We start from the raw sequence: 18516 nt of genomic DNA, 5'->3' as shown, positions 1-18516 counted from the left end.
GACAGGGGCGGGGCTGGCGGGGTGGCCGGTGGTGACTTTCTGTGATAGAAGTTTAACTCTTCGCGAGTAGCTGGCCGGATCCGATCATCCGGCCAGCCGGCTCCGCCGGCACCCCGACAGCGGCGGCCCTTTGCCGCGGAGCCAGGGAAGCCGGGCCAGGGAAGCTGGGAAAGCGGTGGTGTCCATGCGTGTCGTCGTGGCCGGGGGAGCGGGCTTCCTCGGCAGCCATCTGTGCGAGCGGCTCCTGGCCGACGGGGCCGAGGTGATATGTGTCGACAACTTCCTCACCGGCCGGCCGGAGAACGTCGATCCGCTGCGCGCGCGGGACACCTTCCGGCTGCTGCGCCGCGACGTCACCGGTCCTGTCGACATCGCCGGGCCGGTCGACGCGGTGATGCACCTGGCCTCGCCGGCCTCCCCGGTGGACTACCAGGCGCTGCCGCTGGAGACGCTCGCGGTGGGCGCCTGGGGCACCCGCCGGTTGCTGGAGCTCGCCCGGCGCAAGGGGGCCCGGTTCGTGCTGGCGTCCACCTCCGAGGTGTACGGCGACCCGCAGGTGCATCCTCAGCCCGAGGAGTACTGGGGGCACGTCAACCCCGTCGGCCCGCGCAGCATGTACGACGAGGCCAAGCGCTTCGCCGAGGCGCTGACCACCGCCCACCGCACCACCCACCGCACCCGTACTGGGATCGTCCGGATCTTCAATACCTACGGTCCGCGGATGCGGGCCGGCGATGGGCGGGCGGTCCCCACCTTCATCGCGCAGGCGCTGCGGGGGGAGCCGCTGACCGTCGCCGGTGACGGCTCCCAGACCCGGTCTCTGTGCTACGTCGACGACCTCGTCGATGGTCTGCTGCGGATGATGTCCGGCGAGCTCGCAGGACCGGTGAACATCGGCAACCCGCACGAGATGACGATTCTCGAGATCGCCCGGCTCGTCGCACGGCTGTGCGGGACCGGGGCCCCGATCACGTTCGTCCCACGACCGCCGGACGATCCGACCGTGCGCCGTCCTGACATCACCCGGGCGCACCAGATGCTCGGGTGGCAGCCCCGGGTGGACGTGCGTGACGGGCTCGCCCGGACCATCGCCTGGTTCCGGACGGGCGCCGAACAGTCGCCGGCCGCCCGCGTGCCGCAGCAGGAGTCACCGACAGGAACGGACGCGCCCATCGGCCGGCCGGGCTCCTGACCCGCTGTTCAACCTGCATCGGCGGCGGTGCAGGTTGGGTCCAGGCTCTCGGTCCAATCGCTTCGCTCCGGTGAATCCTGACACCCAGACGGGGCGGTGACCCGTCTTCCCGGCCGGCGGGGCGATTCCAGCACCGGTCCGGAATCTGCCGACATGGCTTCGACGGGGCGGCGGTGACACGCCGATCCACCGGTGCTGCCTGCCGAACAAGGCGGAAGCCCGCTAGAAACAGGGACCATGCGATCCTTTCGGCACTGGGCCCCGCGGTATGTATATGACCGCTCGCGCGTCATGCAGTATTATCGTGCTCATCCGGGACAGCCCTGGCTTACCGCCACGGCCAATGAGATGCTTGCCACCATGCTGAAACCTGCCGACTGCGGCCTTGAGTTCGGATCGGGGCGCAGCACGCTCTGGCTCGCCAGTAAGGTCGGTTATCTGACCAGCGTCGAGCATGACGAGAGTTGGCACGGAACGGTATCCGCGCAGCTGCGCGAACAGCGCCGGAAGAATGTCGAGCATGTGCTGGCGGTGGAGGATGTGCCGGCCGAGTCAGGCGCCGAGAGTAAATATGCGCAGGTCGCCCTGAGAACGGCTGACGAGAGCCTTGATTTCGTCCTGGTCGACGGCGTCTACCGCGATTTCTGCGCTCAGTTCGCAATTCCAAAGATTCGGCCTGGTGGGATGCTGATCGTGGACAATGCCAACTGGTTCCTGCCGTCCCGATCACGTTCGCCCAACTCGCGTCGGGCCGCGGAGGGTGCGGCCGGACAGGTGTGGACGGCGGTGCTGAAAGCCATCCAGGACTGGCGGTCGATCTGGACCAGCAACGGCGTCTGGGACACGACGATTTTCTTCAAGCCGGTGCGCTGACCCTGGTTGCGGGGAGCCCCCGCGTGGCTGGGGCCGCCGGAGTCACCACGATGCGATACATCTGGAACCATCCGGCCGTCCGGGGTGAACGTGGTCGGGTCCCAATGCCACTTCCGCTAGTTGGATCCTGAGGGTCGTTGGTGTGCCGGCTGCGGTGGTTCTGCGCGGGTAGCGGCATGATCGAACGCTGTGGTGGACACTCGGGTGGTGGCGGACAGCCGGCTGACGGACTGGATCTCGCTGGGAGTCCTGACGTCGTTCGTCCCGCGTGACGCGGTCGACGAGGCTAGCGCGGTGACCGGGAGAGGCGCTCGGCGTAGCGACGCGACGATCCCGCCGCTACGGGCACTGCCGGATGGTTCCTACCTGACGGTTCTGGTCAACCCGAAGGTCACCGGCGCCGCGCGTGAGTCGCTGCTCGCCGCCGCGCGGGCTGGCACGCCGCTGGACCCGGCGAAGGCCCGCTACGCCCGCCTCGTCGAGCACGACGTCCCGGACCGTGAGGGCGACGGGAAACACGGTGCGCTGCTCGGGGTGCCGGTCTCGGCCGGATTCGTCGCCCGCCCGAACGAGCGTCTCGCCCAGGACCTCGCGGCCGCGGGTTTCGACGAGGCGATATCGCCAGGCTCGACGCCTGCGTGCGCCAGCTGCGCCGTGGGCCATCCCGACCAGCGGCTGGCCAGCGGTCAGGCCCCGCTGTCGCTGCTTGAGCGGTCCGACCTGGGCGCCCGACACCTCGACGACCCCGAGCTGGTCGACCAGCTCAGCCACCGCGACCAGCCCCGCGCTTCCCGCCAGTGACCGGTCCACCGACCCGAACCGCACCCGACCCCGCCGGGCCCGTTTCCTCGCCTGCCTCGACCTGCGTAGTCCGTTCGCCCGGCGGGTGCCTTTCGCCAGGGATGTCGCGTTGGTGTGGTAACCCCGATTCTCCCTGCACGGCAGGCACCCGTTTATGTGCAGACGACCTACGAACTTCCAACATCACCCGTTACTGGCGGATCCAGGTCAGAGCCCAAAGACATACTTAACGCGACTTCGACTTCGACGGCCAGGGACGGAACAGATAGTTGATATTCCAGAACCCCCGGTCACCGCGAGCCACCCATGCGGTAACATCATTCCGCTCGACCGGCCGGCCAGGCTGCTCAACGCACCAGGACGTGTATCCATGCTTCCAGAAGAGATCAAAGATCGCGATAAAATCCGGATTGACCTGTCCGTCGAAATTCTCCGTGAGGCCCACCTCAATGATCCATGTTGGTGATGGGTCGGCTGCCAGCAGCCGATCGGCACCTCGGAGGATTGGAAACTCCATGCCCTCCGCATCGATCTTGATCAACAATCTTTGGCTCTGCAGTCTGTCAGCGAAGAGCCCGTCGAGAGTGTGCGCGGGGACAAGGTTGCTGTAAGTCGCGGCCATTCCCCCCCATTGTGGGCGGAGACTTGCGCCCTGGCCACCTCCATACAACTCGGCAAGGCCGCAGCAGTCGGACGCGGCTACCGGGAAAACCTCGACCCCCTCACTCTGGTTCAATCGCAGATTGCGGTAAAGCTGCGCGAGATTCATGGGACTGGGCTCGACCGCAGACACCGGTACACCCTTGCTGGCTGCGAGAATGGTGAACAGACCGACGTTGGCCCCCACGTCGATCAAGCGGTCTGTCTGGCCAATCAGGTCGAGAAAAAGATCTGCCTCATGGCTTGACTGCCGTGATGCCCCAAGACCGGGGGGGCCATACAGTGAGAAGCCCCATGGCGTGATAGCGGGATGTTTGTACCGCGTATGAGAGTCTCTGTAGCGGCGATAGAGCACCGCGGCCTGAGGAGTGCACCGGTCGACGATGCGCCGGGCGCGGGTAGTTACCTTCATCGGGTTCCAATCAGGTGGTGCGGCTTCCGGTGCGCCGCCAACAGCGGTTACTGCGGAAGCGGATCGCGTTCAGCGCTGTGGGCGGTGGTCCGCCACTTCGGCGGTGTTTCTCCAAGTCTATGCCGTGTACTACTTTGATTGACGTCACGCCACGCCGGTAGCCCACCTACCAGCAGCAGGATCACCGGGCCGCCACTGCGGCTGTAGTAGTTAGGCCGGACGCTCGCCATGTGTGCGATCGATATTCTGTACAGTTGGTATATGGATCTGACTGGCGTATCTCGACTTTCGCTATTATGCGGCGGCGGTCTCCCGGGCCACCCGGAGGGTGTGGACTTCTGCGGGGGCGGCTGTTCGGGGTGAGTGACCTGACATTTGGTGGCGATCAGGACGCGTCGGAGCTTGCCGGCCATGTCGGCGGTGGCGGGGGCCTGGTAGGTCGCCGGCGAGGTATCAAGTTCTGATCCTTTTCCTGGGCCAGGACGGTGTTGGTGACCACCGACAGGAACTGTCGATTGTTGCCTTGAGCGCGCGGACCAGGCTCTTTGAGCCCTGTGGTCCCTTCGGACGGACGTGGTAGGCCAGGGGAGGGATCGCAGGAGGGGTTCAGCGTCCCATGGACGTGTCGCACGAGCGGTGCGCCGCGCTCGACATCGGCAAGAAGGACCTCAAAGCGTGCGCGCGCACTCCGAACCCGAACCAGAAAGCTCCCGCCGCCAGGAGATCCGCACGTTCGTCATGACCACCAGCGCGCTGCTGGAGTTGCGGGACCGGCTGGCCGCGGAGCAGGTGCCGAGAGTAAATATGCGCAGGTCGCCCTGAGGACGGCTGACGAGAGCCTTGATTTCGTCCTGGTCGACGGCGTCTACCGCGATTTCTGCGCTCAGTTCGCAATTCCAAAGATTCGGCCTGGTGGGATGCTGATCGTGGACAATGCCAACTGGTTCCTGCCGTCCCGATCACGTTCGCCCAACTCGCGTCGGGCCGCGGAGGGTGCGGCCGGACAGGTGTGGACGGCGGTGCTGAAAGCCATCCAGGACTGGCGGTCGATCTGGACCAGCAACGGCGTCTGGGACACGACGATTTTCTTCACGCCGGTGCGCTGACCCTGGTTGCGGGGAGTCGGCGGAACCGGTCGGGAGCCACTCGGCTGCGGCGCGTCGTATGACTACGTGATGTAGTCGGGATGGTACTGTGAGTGCATGTCGATCGCGACTCTTCGTCTGTATGCGGCGAGCCCTCGTGTGGCCGTGGCCGCCGGAGTCACCACGATGCGTTACATCTGGAACCATCCGGCCGTCCGGGGTGAACGAGGTCGTGCCCTCACTCGATACGTCGGATGGCAGGTGTGGCAGCGAACCGCGCGCAGACCGGTCGACGTTCGGCTCGCGGCGGATGTCCGGCTGCGTTGCCATCCGCATAGCACCTCGGCGTCGGCCGTCCTCTACTGCCGATTTCCGGACTGGTCGGAGATGCGATTTCTGCTTGACGAACTGCGACCCGGCGACATCTTCATCGACGTGGGCGCGAACGTCGGGGTTTACACCCTTCTGGCCGCCTCCGTGCCGGGCGTGCGATGCATCTCGTTCGAGCCGTCGACGGAATCCCGGGGCCGGCTGCTGGACAATGTTCGGCGCAATAACCTGAATCAGGTCGAAGTTCATCCGAAGGCTGTCGGCGACCACCGTGGGGATGTCCTTTTCACGGTCGGCCGCGGAACCATCAACAAAATCGCGGACGCGACGACCAGCGGATCCGTGGAACGCGTTCCGGTCGTCACGCTAGACGACCACATTCCGGCGTCGGGCCGGGTCGCCCTGGTCAAGATCGACGTGGAGGGAGCGGAACCGGCCGTGTTGCGGGGAGCGACGCGCCTGCTTCAGACGCATGCCCCGGCGCTGCTCATCGAGCGCAACGATTCCCAGCTGCTAGGCCGGCTGCTCGAGACGGCCGGCTACCACACCGTGCGCTACATACCTGAGACGAGAGCGCTGGTGCCGGTGGACCTGACGACCGAGAAAAGCCAGAACATCCTGGCGGTCAAGACAAGCGCGCCGGGCGAGGCTGTCAACGGTGTGTCCGTTTCGGCGGCGGCCGGCGTGAGGGTTACAACGACCGGCCAGGCGAAACCGGACCCGGCGAAGCAGGACGAGCCGGCGCCCCACCGGGAGGTCCGGTCCGTGCGGCATGACTGAACGGGCCGTGCCACGGCACCAGCTCGCCTCGGTGCCGCTCGCCACCGCCGCTTGCTGTGCTGGCCTGGCGGTCTTCGGCGCGGCCACCCGGGTAGACTTCAACTACTGGTTTAGCTGCCTTGTCGCGGCGATCGTCACGGTGGCATTGGATCTTTACCGGCGGGCCCATTTTGCGAGGCTCCCCTGGTGGGTTAGCCATAGTCTCACCCTACCCTGGATCGGCCTCGTTATAGTTCCCTGGACAATCAGGTTGTACGATGGGATATGGCCGGTGGGGAGCCAGGGGAACCTGCCGGATCTCAGTCTTCCGCTGACCTGGAAGGTAAACCTCCTGGCCTTGGTGGGATTTGCGCTGGGCAGCGCTGCCGGGATGCGAGAAATCGCCGCCGAGTCGCCGCGGATCTGTTCGGTCCGGACCGGGCGGGCCTGCCTCTGTTTCGCGGCGATAGGGCTGGCGGTTGTCGGCTCCTTCCTGGTGGCAGGTCGGCCGTTGGCTTCCTTCTGGCGGCTGTCCGGAACATACGGCCAGCTGGTCGACTCCCGGGTCCATTTCGGTCCCCTTGATCTGATGCCGACCACCGCGGTCATGTTTGTCCTGGTACTGGCGGCCGCGCGCCGCACCTACCGTCGCCTGCCGACCGTCGCGGAACTGGTCATGCTATTCGTGACCGCGCTGGTAACCCTCGGCGCCGGTACCCGCTACCGATTCCTCCTACTGGCGCTTGGCTGGTTGTTCATCCAGGGGGCACCGGTCCGGGTAAACCACGAGGTGCGTAGCAGCCGCTTGTCGTCGGCCGTGCTGTGCGGACTTGCCGCGGCGGGCGCATTCCTTTCCCTGGGCCTGATCGGAAACGCCAGGTCAGCGGCGGCGAGTGGGCTGGAACAGCGTAGCTCGCTGGCTGGAAGCATCGACAGCATCGACGTGATCGGCAGCGCGGAGCTCCTGCTGCAGCGAGGTGCCGGTCTCGGTAGCTTCCAGGGCAGGAGCTACCTCGACCTGCCCGGCCAGTTCGTACCCAGCGTCCTGGTCAGGGGCGCGAAGGAAAAGCCGTTGACCGTCCAGGTCACCGACGAATACCTGGACCCGAAGGCGGGATTTAGCGCTCCATACTGGTTTGAGAGCGCGCTGAACTTCGGGCTGCAGGGAACGCTGCTCGTCTCGTTCCTATTTGCCGCTGTCCTGGTCCGACTCCAGGCCAAACTACAGGCTGCCGACTCGGACACCAAATATCTTCTACAGTTGTGCGGACCGGTGACCATCCTGATTCTCTACCAGCTGCTCAGTCGAATAGCGACAGAGCAGCTGTTGTACACGGTCGGCAGTCTGGTCCTGGGCGCCTGGCTGGCCGGCTGGTCCCTTACCGGCCCCGGCCGTCCCGGGGAAGGAGCGCGGGAGTATGATGCGAGATCGTGGCGAGGCCAATGGTTTTCCTACCGTTCGCCGAGTGGCCATCATCAGTAACTCGTTCACACCGTACCGTGAAAACTTGCACCGGCGGTTGGTCAAGGAAGTGCCGGAAATCCGTTGGTACCTGATCTTCACTCATGAACAGAGCACCTTCCCATGGCCGGCCGGGGAGGAGGCCACGCAGGCCCAGGTGAAGGTATTTGGCCCGGGTGAACGGTGCCCCACCGATGTGACGATTCGTGAAAGCCTGCACGAGTGGCGCAAGGGCGGCCGGATCCTGCAGTATCTGGCGGCCGAAACGATAGATGCGGTGGTGGTTGGCGGATATAGCGATCTGGGTCGAGTCCGGATTATCCTTGAATGCCGGCGGCGCGGCTTGCCGGTGTTGCTGTTCGGCGACTCGAACATCAGGGCCGATACTCTTCGCGGGGTCCGCCGACGCATCAAGAGGGCCAGCCTGCCGGTTCTCCTCCGGAGGTGTTCCGGCGTGCTTGTGTGCGGGTCGCTTGGTGAGCTGTATTACAGACGTTACGGGGTGGCCGGGAAGAAGATCTTTCGTTTCCCCTACGAGCCCGACTACGCCCTCCTGGCCGAATCCTCCGGGCCGTCCCCCGACAGTCTGCCGACTGTGCGCCGTAGAAAAATCGTATATAGCGGGCGACTTGTCGCCAAGAAGCGGGTCGACCTGCTGATCCGGGCGTACGCCGACATCGCCGACCGTCGCCCCGACTGGGACCTGGTGATTATCGGTGACGGTCCCATGCGGGGGAGTCTTGGGCGACTGGTCCCGGACCATCTGCGCGGCCGGGTGTCGTGGGCCGGTTTCGTCGAGGACGAGCGGAGCCTGGCCGCGCTCTACCGGTCGGCTGACGTCCTGGTGCTGCCCAGTGATGTAGAACCGTGGGGGATCGTGGTGACGGAGGCGGCGGCCGCTGGCCTGGCTCTGGTGACGAGCGATGTTGTGGGTGCGGGGGAGGACCTCGTCGTCGAGGGGGTCAACGGGTGCCGTTTCCCGGCCGGCGATCTGTCCGCTCTGACCGCCGCGCTGCGGACGGTCACCGACGGCGACGCCATCGACCGGTATCGGGCGGGCTCCCGCGAGGTGTTTCACCGGTGGCACGAATCGGCGGATCCGATCCGCGGCATTCGAGCCGCACTCGGCCTGAACTGAACTGGCCGGGGGCGGCGTAGATGAGCGGCAAACATGCCGCGCGGGACTCCGGCGGTCGAGCGGTGACCGGCCGGCTGTCGATGCGCACGAACTTTGCCTGGGTAGCGGGAAGCTCGATCCTCTTCCAGGGCTGCCAATGGCTGATTGTCGCATCACTGGCCCATATGTCCGGCAGCGCGACGGTCGGCCGGTTCGCGTTTGCGCTGGCCGTCACCGCACCGCCCTTCCTCCTCGCCAATCTGAGCCTTCGGGTCGTGCTCGCCACCGACGCGCGCTCCCAGTTCCGTTTCGTCGACTACCTGGCGCTGCGTCTGTGCTGCCTCCTGCTCACCGTGGTCGGGATCCTGGCCGGCGCCCTGTTGGCCTGTCGCTCCCGCAGTGAGGCGATGCTCATCACCGCTGTCGCCGCGGCGAAGACATGTGATTCGGTCAGCGACATCGTGTACGGGCTGTTGCAGAAGTACGAGAAGATGGATCGCATAGCAGTGTCGCGGGTGGCTCAGGGCACGCTGCAGTTCCTGGCCTTCTTCGCGGCCTATCGGGTCAGCGAAAGCCTGCTGGTGGCGGTGGCGGCCTGGGGCGCGATGTCGGCGGCCATCACGCTGTCCTACGACCTGAGGTCCATCCGAATGATCGTGGGGCGGTGGCCGCAGGAAATGGTCCGCGGCGACGGCCCGGACCGGCTTGGCACCAGGATGGGCCGGCTGCTCCGGCTCTCCGCGCCGCTAGCCGGCACGGCCGTGCTCGGCGCACTGATCGGCAACGTACCGATCTACGTTCTCAATCATTGGCAGTCGGCGAACGAGGTCGGGGTTTTCTCGGCGCAGATGAGGCTGGTGATGGCGCTTGGTCTCGCGTTCGCGGCACTCATGGACGTTGTCACGCCGAGGCTGGCGTCCTACCATGCCCAAGCGCCGGCCGAGTTTCTTCGGCTGCTTCGCACAATGCTGCTCATCGGCGTCGGGAACGCGGTGCTCGGACTGGTCGGGGCGGTCTTCGCCGGGGGCGGCATCCTTCGGGTCCTCTATGGACCCGAATACGCGGAACCGGGTGTTTTCGTCATCCTGGTGGGTGGGATGGGAGTGAACCTGCTCGCCGTGGTGCTGGCCAGCACCCTAGCCGCCGCACGGATCTACACCGCTCAGTTCTGGGCGGGCCTCGTCCAGTTCGCCGTCACGGTCGGGTTGTTGGTGGGCCTAGTGCCCCGAATGGGCGTGTCCGGCGCGGCGACAGCCTTCATCGCCGGACTGGGTTGTTATGCGGGTGTTCTCGCGCTGTGTGTTCGCCGCCTGTTGCGGTCGCTTTCCGACGCTGCCGGACAGGCCGAACCCGTCAGCCTTCGCGATCTACAGATTCCGCTGCCCCGCGCTGGCCACCCGGACCCGGCGACGATCCGGCGGGAGCCCGGCCAGACGCCCGGCTGAGGTGCGGTTCGGGTTGACGCGGGTCCGGCAGTGCCGGCGGACCCGCCGGTGTCGCCGTCTCGCGGACCGCGACGAGGAGGCCCTCTGCGGCGGCGAGCAGCGGCCGGTAGCCGGTGGAGCCGGGCGTGGTCGGTATCACAAATGTTCGATCTGCCCAGGCGTCGAGGGCTGGTGCCGAGTCGAAGATGCTGTAGGAATAGAAGATCCCGTCACCCGCAGAGTAATGATAACCCCGTCCGCGGGTGCTGAGAAAGGTGTACAGCGGCCAGGCTCCCGCCCGCCACAATGCCAGCTTTGTCAGCCTGGCGAATTGCGAGCCCTGCCCGAAACGGTTTGCGTCGGAGATCATTACGGCCCGTCTGGCCACTCGGATCATCTCGCTTATCACGGCCGCCGGCCGGGGCACGTGATGGAGCAACGCAGTGGAGCAGACCACGTCGAAGCTATCGTCCGGAAAAGGGAGGTCCTGGCCGCTGCCGCAGACGTATCCGGCCCCGGTGGCCCGGTCCGCCCGCAGCAGGAGGTCCATGACGGGTTCGATGCCGACGACCAGCGCGGCCGGGTGCCGTTGGCGCAGGAACGTGGCGGCACGCCCGGTACCGCTGCCCACATCGAGAATCGACCTCGCTCCGAGCCCGGTCAGCAGCCCCGACATGTACTCGAGGGCGACGGAGTGCGGGTCGTCGTCGCGGACGTGCGCCTCATGATACTGGCCGGCCGTAGTCGCATAGTACTTCCGTTGCAGAACCTGTGCGGCATGGTCCGATGGACTCATTCTCGGCCTCCTGGTTATCGCTGATCGTTCGTCCGGATATCGGGCAGGCTGCCGGTCCGGACAGCCGTGGGGATAGGGCGTTCCCGGCGCTGGGTCGCCGACTCGCCAGCTCGACTTCCAGTAGCCGGCAGCAGTAAATCCTATACTAACGGCAATGGATGGTGACGCTCTACAACACCCCGCGGTGCACAAGGCCAGTGGAAACGACGGCGGAGAACCGGTGGGTCGGTCAGGAGTGCGGGGACAGATATGACATGGGACAATCTGAGCTGGTCCGTCGCCCAGATAGGTGCGCGCGAGCACTACGCCGTCGCCCGCGCGCTGCACGGCGAGGCTCGGCTCGACCGGCTTTACACGGATGTCTGGGCTCGGCGAGCCCGGGCGATGTGGCGGCGAATGCCCGGTCCGGCCAGTCGGCTGGCGACACGCTGGCACCGGGACCTGCCGGGCGACCGCATCACGAGCTTCACGCCGCACAGTCTGCGGCGGCGGCTGCTGGCGGCTCGGCGGCCGATCGGCACCTCCGCCGCCGCGCTACAGACGGCATGGTGCCAGGAGGGGACCGAGTTCGGTCGACTCGTGCGTGCGGACCTCCGCCGGCGCGGCGCGGTGCTACCGGGTCGGAACGCTTTTTTCGGCTACTCGCTAGGAGCACTGGAAGTCGTCGAGATGGCCGCCGAGGTCGGGATGTTCTCCGTTGTCGACCAGCTTGATCCCGGTCGGGCTGACTTCCTGGAGATCGCCTGCGAAGCCGAGCGGTGGCCCGGTTGGGAGGAGGCTCCCGGCCCGCTGTCCGAGGAATATTTTGACCGCCTTCGGAAGGAATGGTCGGCGGCTTCGCTGGTGGTGGTCAACTCCACCTGGTCAAAGCGCGCGGCGATGAGGGAAGGATGCGAGGAAAGTAAGATCGAGGTGATACCGCTGGCGTACGAGGGTGAGGTGCACGCAGTGCCCTGCTCGTCCCATCGCCCGTCGCGGGCACTGCGTGTGTTGTGGCTCGGTCAGGTCGTCCTCCGGAAGGGAATCCCTTATCTGCTCGAGGCGGCCAGGATGCTGCCCGAGGCCCAGTTCACCGTTGCCGGTCGGATCGGAGTGGACCGGGCGCGCCTCGCTGAGGCGCCGTCGAACGTCACTGTTCTTGGCCAGGTGAGCCGGGACCAGGCACTACATCTACTGCGCGAGGCCGACGTCTTCGTGCTGCCGACCTTGTCGGACGGTTTCGCGCTCACTCAGCTCGAGGCGATGGCCCATGGGCTTCCTGTCATCACCACCGACCGCTGTGGTGAGGTCGTCACCGACGGCAGTAACGGTTTCCTCGTGCCTGTCCGGGACATCTCGGCGCTGGCCGCCGCGATATCCGCCCTCGATGCGGACCGTCAGCTCCTGGCCGCGCTCTCGGCCGAAGCCCTCCGGACCTCCCGGACCTTCACCTTCCATCGTTATCTGCGCACTCTGGAAGGCGCCGTGCGCAAACGCCGGCCGGCAGGTGCGCTCACCTGAGAGGTGACCCGGCGCAGCTTTACGCGCTTGTTTTTCGACCACCCAGAATCCAACGCCGCTGACTTTGTTCTTTTGGATGTTGCCGGGGACGGCGCTCCCGGGTCTTGCGGTAGGCACGGGCAGAGCGAGGGCCGGCCTCGCCGACGCCTACGGCGGGCAACGATGCCTCCACGCACCTCGCACGGCCCTCCCCCGAGCCCGACCAATGGATCAGCGGGAGGGCCGGCGCCTGCAACGACGCGCTCCCCGTCCGCCAAACCACCGCCGCCGCATCCCCACCACCGGCCAGTCAGTCCGAGTAGGCACTTCTCCCGTCCCGCGGCCGAAGTGCCAACCAGCCATCGGCGCCAGACTCAGGACCACCCCAACTCCCTGAAATCAGTGGTGTTGACCCAGAACTGCTCGATAATGTTTCTCGGCGGACGCCGTCACCTGGCCGCGGCTGGCGCGTTCCAGGATGAGCGCCCGGTTGCGCGCGGCGGCATTGCGGGCGAGGGCGGCGTCGGTGAGGGCGATGAGCACGGCCTTGGCGACCGCTGCCGGGTCTCGGGGGTTACAGATCATCCCGTTCACACCGGGCTCGATCCACTCCCGTACCGACGGAATGTCTCCGACCACCGGAAGGCAGCCGGCCGCCATGCTTTCCAGTAGCGTGTTGGGTGTGCCGTCGTGGACACTCGGCGAGACGGTCACGTCGGCCGCCGCGAAGATGCCGGCCATCTCATGATGGCTGAGCTTGGGCAGCAGTCTGGAACGGTGGGCGATGCCCAGTCGCTGAAGCCTGTGAGCGACCTCGGTGTTGCCGGCCATGTTGGCGAAGACGAAGACCGAGTTCTGATTCTCCCGCGCGACCAGGCTCAGGGCGGCGCAGTACTCGGCCGTGCAGACGTATCGTCGACTTCCACGGGGATTCAATATGACGAGGCTCTGCGGATCGATCCCCAGCCGGCGTTTTGCCTCGGCCCGGGCCGGCACCTTATCGAACCAGGTCAGGTCGATACCGCCGCCTCCGGGCAGCACCGCCGTGGGGCGGGCCCGGGGGAGCCCCCAGGAAACGGCGCGGTCTACGTCGGCATGGCAGTCGGCGATCAGGCCGTCCGCTCGACGCATCGTGGCGCGAGTTAGGCGATCGAGCCGGCGGGTGGCGGAAGCGTACAGGGTGAAATCGAGTCCCCATACCGAGACGACGAAGGGCCGACCGGGCGGCAGGAGCGAGGCGAAGATCCCTTCGTACGGAATGCGCAACGCATGCACCACGTCTGGGTCGAACTCTGCGATGAGCCGTTCCGCCCGGGCCACATGCCACGTGAGATCATAGGGCGCGGCCCATCTCATCGTGCTCCCCACCGCCCGCTTGAGGGTGCTGCCTGCCACCGCGATCGATCCGACCCGCGGCGCAGAGGCCGCGGCGGGTGGTCGGCTGGGCTTGGGCAAGGCGCGTCGTAGTGCGGCAAGCCCGATGGGAACCTCGTGTATTTGGATCGGAAGGCCTGCCGCTACCCGCGACCCGTTGACCGGATAGCTCGAGAGCACGAGGCAGTCGTGGCCCATCCGGGCGAGGGAGCTGACCCAGTTTTGCGAGGTCGGACTCCGCCAGTCGGCTATGAAGGCGATTTTCATACGATGCCAATCCTCATTTTTCGTCAATGCTGGGTGATTGGGCGGCCGGTCGATAGCTCTGGTCGATGACGATCGCCTTGCCGTATCTGCTCATGATTTCGCCCGGACTGACCACCGAGACGTGCACCGTCAGGCGGTCTCCGACGTGAGCCCGCGGCAGACGGCGGGCTTGTTCGATGTCGCCCTCGGTCGGCGTGGAACCGGCAGAGCTGATCGAGCCCCAGTACCGCCGCGATTGTGGCGAAGGAGGCGTTGGCCTGCGGGGCGTCGGCGGCATGGTCTGGGTTGGGCCGGTCGGCCAGATGGCCATATCCAGCGTCGACTGCTCGGATGACGGCCAACCTGGGCGGGGGGTTCGCTCGGGTTCGGGAACGCGCAACTTCCGACCGGCTACCTTCGGGCCGACCGCGCCAGCGGCGAGGATGCGGGACCGGGCACCTGGGCCGCCGGCGGCGGTAGAGACGGAGACGGTGGCGCACCCGCCGGCCGCCGGCTGATGCTGATGCTGGTCGTCAGACGGACTGGAAGGGTGGCGACGACCAGATAGGACGCGACGACCGCGGGGACCGACCTGCCCCAGCCGACGGCGACGTAGCCGTCGTGGATGCTCCACCGCCCGTTGTCCGAGGTGGACAGCGCGACGGTCTGGTTCCCGGCCGGCCCGCCGAGCCCGGCCAGCAGGAGGCGTCCGCCCTCCAGCCGGGCCTCCAGCCCGGGGGCCAGGTGGAACATCACCTCGAGACGATGCCGTCCCTGGCCCGTGACCTGATCGTCCACCCGCAGACCTGTCGGATCGAGCTGCCAGGTCCGCTGGTGGCACGGCCCGCCAGGTAGCCAACGGTACCCATCGTGCGCGGCGGTGAGCCGCAGCTGTGGTCCGCCGTCCGCGGCGCCGAGGCGCATCGCCTCGCTGATATTCACCCGGGCGCGGCGGCCGGCCCGGAACGCGCCCCACACCTCGGTCGAGTCCCGGCCGTCCACCACAACGGTGTTGTGGGCGCGGGTCGAGCGTTCGAGCGCGCGGGTCGGGCCGGCCGCATACGTCGAGGTGCCGGTGTCCACCAGCAGCGGTGTGCCGTCATACCAGAGGAGGAAGGACAGCGTGTCCGCGTGGGCGTGGGCGGGCAGGTCGTCGGGGCAGGTCTGACCGACGTCGGCCAGGACGTGCCAGTGCCCGCTCCGGAGCACGGCGACGCCGCTCTCGGGCAGGAGGACCAGCCCGTCGCCCGGGCTGCCCGATTGACCCGTGTCCGGGACTGCTGTCGGGACGGCATTCGAGCCGACGGTGGGCATCGGACGTAGGGTGGCGACGACCCGGGAGTGCACCGGGAAGCCGTCGTTCAGCAGTGGGACGCCGCCGTCCGGCGCGAGCACGTGGCCCAACCATCGGAGCATCCGGCTGTGGGCGGCGTGCAGGTCGGGCGGTACGGGCCTGCCGGCGGCCCTCAGCAGTGCGATGACGTCGTCCAGGTCGGCAAGGACCTGACAGTGATACGCGGGCGCCCGTTCGACATGCCCGCCGTCGACGAGCACCTGTCGGCTGATCTCCCGCCGGAAACGGTCGGTCCACCGCTCGGCGGCGCGGGAATTGCCGAACGCCACGGCTAGTCCGAGTAGCGCCTTGAGGTTTTTCAGCAGGTGGTTGCCGCCGACGTCGGTCTCCAGGTGCAGTCGCAGGAACGCCGCGTGCCGGGCCAGCTCGGCCACGAAGGCGGGCTCCAGTCGCGTCCCGCCGACGAGCGGAGGGGCGAGTCCGCACCACGACCAGGCGCGCAGCGAAGCCACGTAGGGCGACCACGCGTCACCGTGGCCCATCCAGGTGTCCCGGGACCAGGACCGGTACAACCGCGCGAACGTCGCGCGAGCCCACGGACGCTCCGGATGGGCGGCCAACGACCATGCCCAGTCCCAGTAGTGCAGGTGGTAGCGCCACAGTCGGGGCGCCTGGGCCTGCTGCCAGTCGGGCGGGTCACCGAGCGCACGGCTGGCACCCAACAGGGTGAGCGTCCCGGCGGCGAGGTCCTCGGCCCGCGGCCGGTCGGCGTCGACGCGGGCATCGAACGGCGCAAACCCCTCGGGCCAGCCGGTCCATCGGTCCCGGCGGCGGCCCGATCGGGGACCCTCGGTTCCAAGCAGCCGTCGTGCGGCCGGAAGGTGGACGAGCGTGGCCTGCTGGGTGCGCAGCCGCACGCGGGCCACCACCTGCTCGGGCCGAAGGTGGCCGACCGTCCGCAGATAGCGTCCGGGGTGCGGCTGGCTGGCCGGGGTCACCATCGCCTCGCCGCCGCTCTGCCGCGCGACACGACGACCGGTCGTCGCGCCGCACGGGTGTCCGCCCCCATCGGGACCATGTCGCCTCCATCAAAACTCGGTTTCGCCGTCGCTGAGCGGCCGTTGGGTTTGGCGTGCACTTCGTCAACCGAACGTGTCCATCCGACTTCATTTTGTTACGTATGGTAGCAGCTTGATGACGGATTGGGGGTGGGCGCGCCGAGGTGAGTGACGTCGTCCCGCGTCGTCGATAACTTAAAGTAGCTTAACGGTTGCAATCGTGGCGTGCCATGGTCACTTCTCACCACCTCCGGGAGGCCGGCATGAATACCATCGGAACGGACATGTACCAAGACGGGACATACCTTTCCCGCCATCCCGACTGGCACGACGGCGACGGCGCATGGAAGGCCACCCAGATTGCCCGCCTGCTCGCCCGCAATTCGCTCTATCCCCAATCCGTCTGTGATGTCGGCTGCGGGACCGGCCGGGTTCTCACCGAACTTGCCACCCACCTGCCCGGCGCGATCCGGCTGCTCGGCGTCGACACGTCGCCGGCCGTCCTGGAGATCGCACGTGAGCGGGTTCGCGACCGCGTGTGCCTCACGACGGTCGACGCAATGGACCCGCAGGAACGGTTCGACCTGTTGCTCATGATTGACGTCTTCGAACACGTCGAGGACTACCTCGGTTTCCTGCGCGCATTCTGCGACCGGGCCACCAGGTTCGTCTTCCACGTCCCCCTCGACATGACGGTGCAGACGGTTGGTCGGATGGGACCGATCATGCGGGCCCGCCGGAACGTCGGTCACCTGCACTACTTTTCCCGAGAGACGGCTTTGGCGACCTTGCAGGATGCCGGCTACCGGGTGCTCGACGAGGCGTACACGCCGGGCGGTCTCGAGCTCCCCGGCCGGGGCCGTGGACAGCGGGTCGCCCGGCTACCGCGGTCCGCCCTCTACCGGGCCCGCCCGCACCTGGCCGCCCGGCTGCTGGGTGGCTTCTCGTTGCTGGTGCTGGGTGAGCGCGCATGACCGGGTCGGCCGCGCCGGCCGGCGCGGCCGACCCGCCGCGCACCGCCCTGGCCGTCGGGCGGTGGTGTCGGGCACGCAGGAACAGAACACGGTCAAGACCACCACCCTCGGCGACGGGCAGGGGTGCACCCTCTCGCGTGTCGAGTGGCCGGTCGAGGTACCGCATCTGTTCGCCTCACGCGGACACGTCGTGCTGTGTCTCGCTGGAGACGAGGCCGGGGCCGGGAATTGGACCGCTGCCGGATTGTGTGGCGTCGGGATGGTGGCCGGCGGCCTCACGGGCCTGTGGTGTCCGGCCCCGGCGGCGTGCGTACAGATATCCGGACGCCGCACTGCTCAGATGGGTCGACCGTGTCAGGTCGTTGTCGAGCAGGGTGGCCTCGAAGCCACACCGGATCAGCAGATCGACGAGCGTGCGGGGATCGCCGAACCCGGTATGCACCTTCATCACGATCCGACCGACCGCGTCCAGCCATCCGGGCTCGTCGAACAGGACGAACTCGGAGCCTGCGATGTCGATCCTCATGAGGTCGACCTGGTCGATCCCGCCGGCCTCGAACACCTCCGCCATGGTGAGAACGTCGACGTCGTCGTCCCAGTCGTCGTCCCAGTGGCTCGCGTTCTCCCGGGCCCGTGGGGCGGCGAGCACACCCGTCGCGGTCCCGACGAGGGCGTGCAGCAACTGGATACGGTTCGACACACCGCTGCCGCTGGCGCGGTGGACGAAGGTGGAGGCGAAGCCGCGCTGTGCTTCGACTGCGATGACGTCCGCGCCTACCCGTGCGGCGAGCAGGGAGAACAGACCCTGGTTCGCCCCCAGGTCGACGACGATCTCGCCGGGAGCCGGCGCATATCCGGGGAGAGCGGTGTAGGCCCCGCGGCAGTACATCTCCCGCGCATCCCCGAAGGCGCTGCCGGGCAGGATGACCTGGACGCCGGGCAACGGTCGGAACGTCCAGTCGCGGTTGGCCATCGCCCGGTCGGCGGCGTCCAGGCTACCCGTGCGGCAAATGGTTGGAGCATGCCTGACGATCGCTGCACCGTAGCGCAGCGCGGCCGAGGGGCCTGCCACCGCGGCAATTCGTCTCATGTCGTGGACGAGCCGGGTGGCCTGGTCGGTCCGTGGCATCCAGGTCTCCATTCGGTGAGTGGAGTGGTCGGGGGAGGCCCGGTCCGGCGG

General features: G+C 67.3%; 17 protein-coding genes. 11 read left to right on the top strand and 6 right to left on the bottom strand.

Going from position 1 to position 18516, the window contains the following annotated elements; all coding sequences use genetic code 11:
- Positions 1–184: 184 nt before the first annotated feature.
- The 3 genes from NBZ85_RS11795 to NBZ85_RS33745 all read left to right on the top strand — a co-directional run bounded on the left by NBZ85_RS11795 (position 185) and on the right by NBZ85_RS33745 (position 2866).
- Positions 185–1192: a UDP-glucuronic acid decarboxylase family protein gene (locus NBZ85_RS11795; RefSeq protein WP_261556541.1), complete on the top strand. Its 1008-nt coding sequence runs from the start codon at positions 185–187 to the stop codon at positions 1190–1192.
- Between the two features lie 291 nt (positions 1193–1483).
- The gene (locus NBZ85_RS11790; protein WP_261556540.1) at positions 1484–2065 is read left to right on the top strand and encodes a class I SAM-dependent methyltransferase; all 582 of its coding nucleotides are present in this window, start codon (positions 1484–1486) and stop codon (positions 2063–2065) included.
- A 204-nt stretch (positions 2066–2269) separates the two neighbouring features.
- Positions 2270–2866: a hypothetical protein gene (locus NBZ85_RS33745; RefSeq protein ID WP_438803078.1), complete on the top strand. Its 597-nt coding sequence runs from the start codon at positions 2270–2272 to the stop codon at positions 2864–2866.
- Between the two features lie 226 nt (positions 2867–3092).
- Here the strand turns inward: NBZ85_RS33745 and NBZ85_RS11780 are convergent, their stop codons facing one another.
- The gene (locus tag NBZ85_RS11780; protein WP_261556539.1) at positions 3093–3938 is read right to left on the bottom strand and encodes an FkbM family methyltransferase; all 846 of its coding nucleotides are present in this window, start codon (positions 3936–3938) and stop codon (positions 3093–3095) included.
- 675 nt (positions 3939–4613) lie between these two features.
- Between NBZ85_RS11780 and NBZ85_RS11775 the strand changes: the two genes are divergently transcribed.
- From NBZ85_RS11775 to NBZ85_RS11750, 6 genes are all read left to right on the top strand, one after another.
- The gene (locus NBZ85_RS11775; protein ID WP_261561939.1) at positions 4614–4760 is read left to right on the top strand and encodes a hypothetical protein; all 147 of its coding nucleotides are present in this window, start codon (positions 4614–4616) and stop codon (positions 4758–4760) included.
- 95 nt (positions 4761–4855) lie between these two features.
- Positions 4856–5044, top strand: a complete 189-nt coding sequence (locus tag NBZ85_RS11770) for a hypothetical protein (protein ID WP_261556537.1) — start codon at positions 4856–4858, stop codon at positions 5042–5044.
- Between the two features lie 96 nt (positions 5045–5140).
- Entirely contained in the window at positions 5141–6133 is a 993-nt protein-coding gene (locus NBZ85_RS11765; RefSeq protein WP_261556536.1) for an FkbM family methyltransferase, read from the top strand.
- Positions 6126–7595 carry a hypothetical protein gene (locus NBZ85_RS11760; RefSeq protein WP_261561938.1) on the top strand — a complete coding sequence of 490 codons (1470 nt, stop codon included), beginning with the start codon at positions 6126–6128 and terminating at the stop codon, positions 7593–7595. The genes NBZ85_RS11765 and NBZ85_RS11760 overlap by 8 nt, the downstream gene beginning before the upstream one ends.
- Positions 7579–8712, top strand: coding sequence for a glycosyltransferase family 4 protein (locus tag NBZ85_RS11755; RefSeq protein WP_261556534.1), 1134 nt, complete (start codon positions 7579–7581; stop codon positions 8710–8712). Before NBZ85_RS11760 ends, NBZ85_RS11755 begins: the two co-directional genes overlap by 17 nt.
- A 62-nt stretch (positions 8713–8774) precedes the next feature.
- Positions 8775–10136: an MATE family efflux transporter gene (locus NBZ85_RS11750; RefSeq protein ID WP_261556533.1), complete on the top strand. Its 1362-nt coding sequence runs from the start codon at positions 8775–8777 to the stop codon at positions 10134–10136.
- Here NBZ85_RS11750 and NBZ85_RS11745 read toward each other — a convergent pair.
- Positions 10045–10911, bottom strand: coding sequence for a class I SAM-dependent methyltransferase (locus NBZ85_RS11745; protein WP_261561937.1), 867 nt, complete (start codon positions 10909–10911; stop codon positions 10045–10047). The two genes, NBZ85_RS11750 and NBZ85_RS11745, sit on opposite strands and share 92 nt — an antisense overlap.
- Positions 10912–11580: 669 nt before the next feature.
- Between NBZ85_RS11745 and NBZ85_RS11740 the strand changes: the two genes are divergently transcribed.
- Positions 11581–12411, top strand: coding sequence for a glycosyltransferase family 4 protein (locus NBZ85_RS11740; protein WP_261556531.1), 831 nt, complete (start codon positions 11581–11583; stop codon positions 12409–12411).
- Positions 12412–12789: 378 nt separating this feature from the next.
- Here the strand turns inward: NBZ85_RS11740 and NBZ85_RS11735 are convergent, their stop codons facing one another.
- The 3 genes from NBZ85_RS11735 to NBZ85_RS11725 form a co-directional block, all read right to left on the bottom strand.
- Positions 12790–14031, bottom strand: a complete 1242-nt coding sequence (locus NBZ85_RS11735; protein ID WP_261556530.1) for a glycosyltransferase family 4 protein — start codon at positions 14029–14031, stop codon at positions 12790–12792.
- Between the two features lie 13 nt (positions 14032–14044).
- A complete protein-coding gene (locus NBZ85_RS11730) occupies positions 14045–14341 on the bottom strand; it encodes a hypothetical protein (protein WP_261561936.1) in 297 nt (98 codons plus the stop codon).
- An 80-nt stretch (positions 14342–14421) separates the two neighbouring features.
- A complete protein-coding gene (locus NBZ85_RS11725) occupies positions 14422–16305 on the bottom strand; it encodes a heparinase II/III domain-containing protein (RefSeq protein ID WP_438803077.1) in 1884 nt (627 codons plus the stop codon).
- A 320-nt stretch (positions 16306–16625) separates the two neighbouring features.
- On the opposite strand from NBZ85_RS11725, the gene NBZ85_RS11720 reads away from it, so the two are divergent.
- The gene (locus NBZ85_RS11720; protein WP_261556527.1) at positions 16626–17336 is read left to right on the top strand and encodes a class I SAM-dependent methyltransferase; all 711 of its coding nucleotides are present in this window, start codon (positions 16626–16628) and stop codon (positions 17334–17336) included.
- A 175-nt stretch (positions 17337–17511) separates the two neighbouring features.
- On the opposite strand, the gene NBZ85_RS11715 is transcribed toward NBZ85_RS11720, so the two are convergent.
- A partial coding sequence (locus NBZ85_RS11715; RefSeq protein ID WP_261561934.1) for an FkbM family methyltransferase occupies positions 17512–18516 on the bottom strand: 1005 nt, incomplete at its 5' end.

Source organism: Frankia tisae (genome assembly GCF_025403405.1).
Classification (GTDB): domain Bacteria; phylum Actinomycetota; class Actinomycetes; order Frankiales; family Frankiaceae; genus Frankia; species Frankia tisai.
The sequence above is the reverse complement of the archived record's forward strand: the minus strand, read 5'-3'. Positions and strand labels throughout refer to the sequence as shown.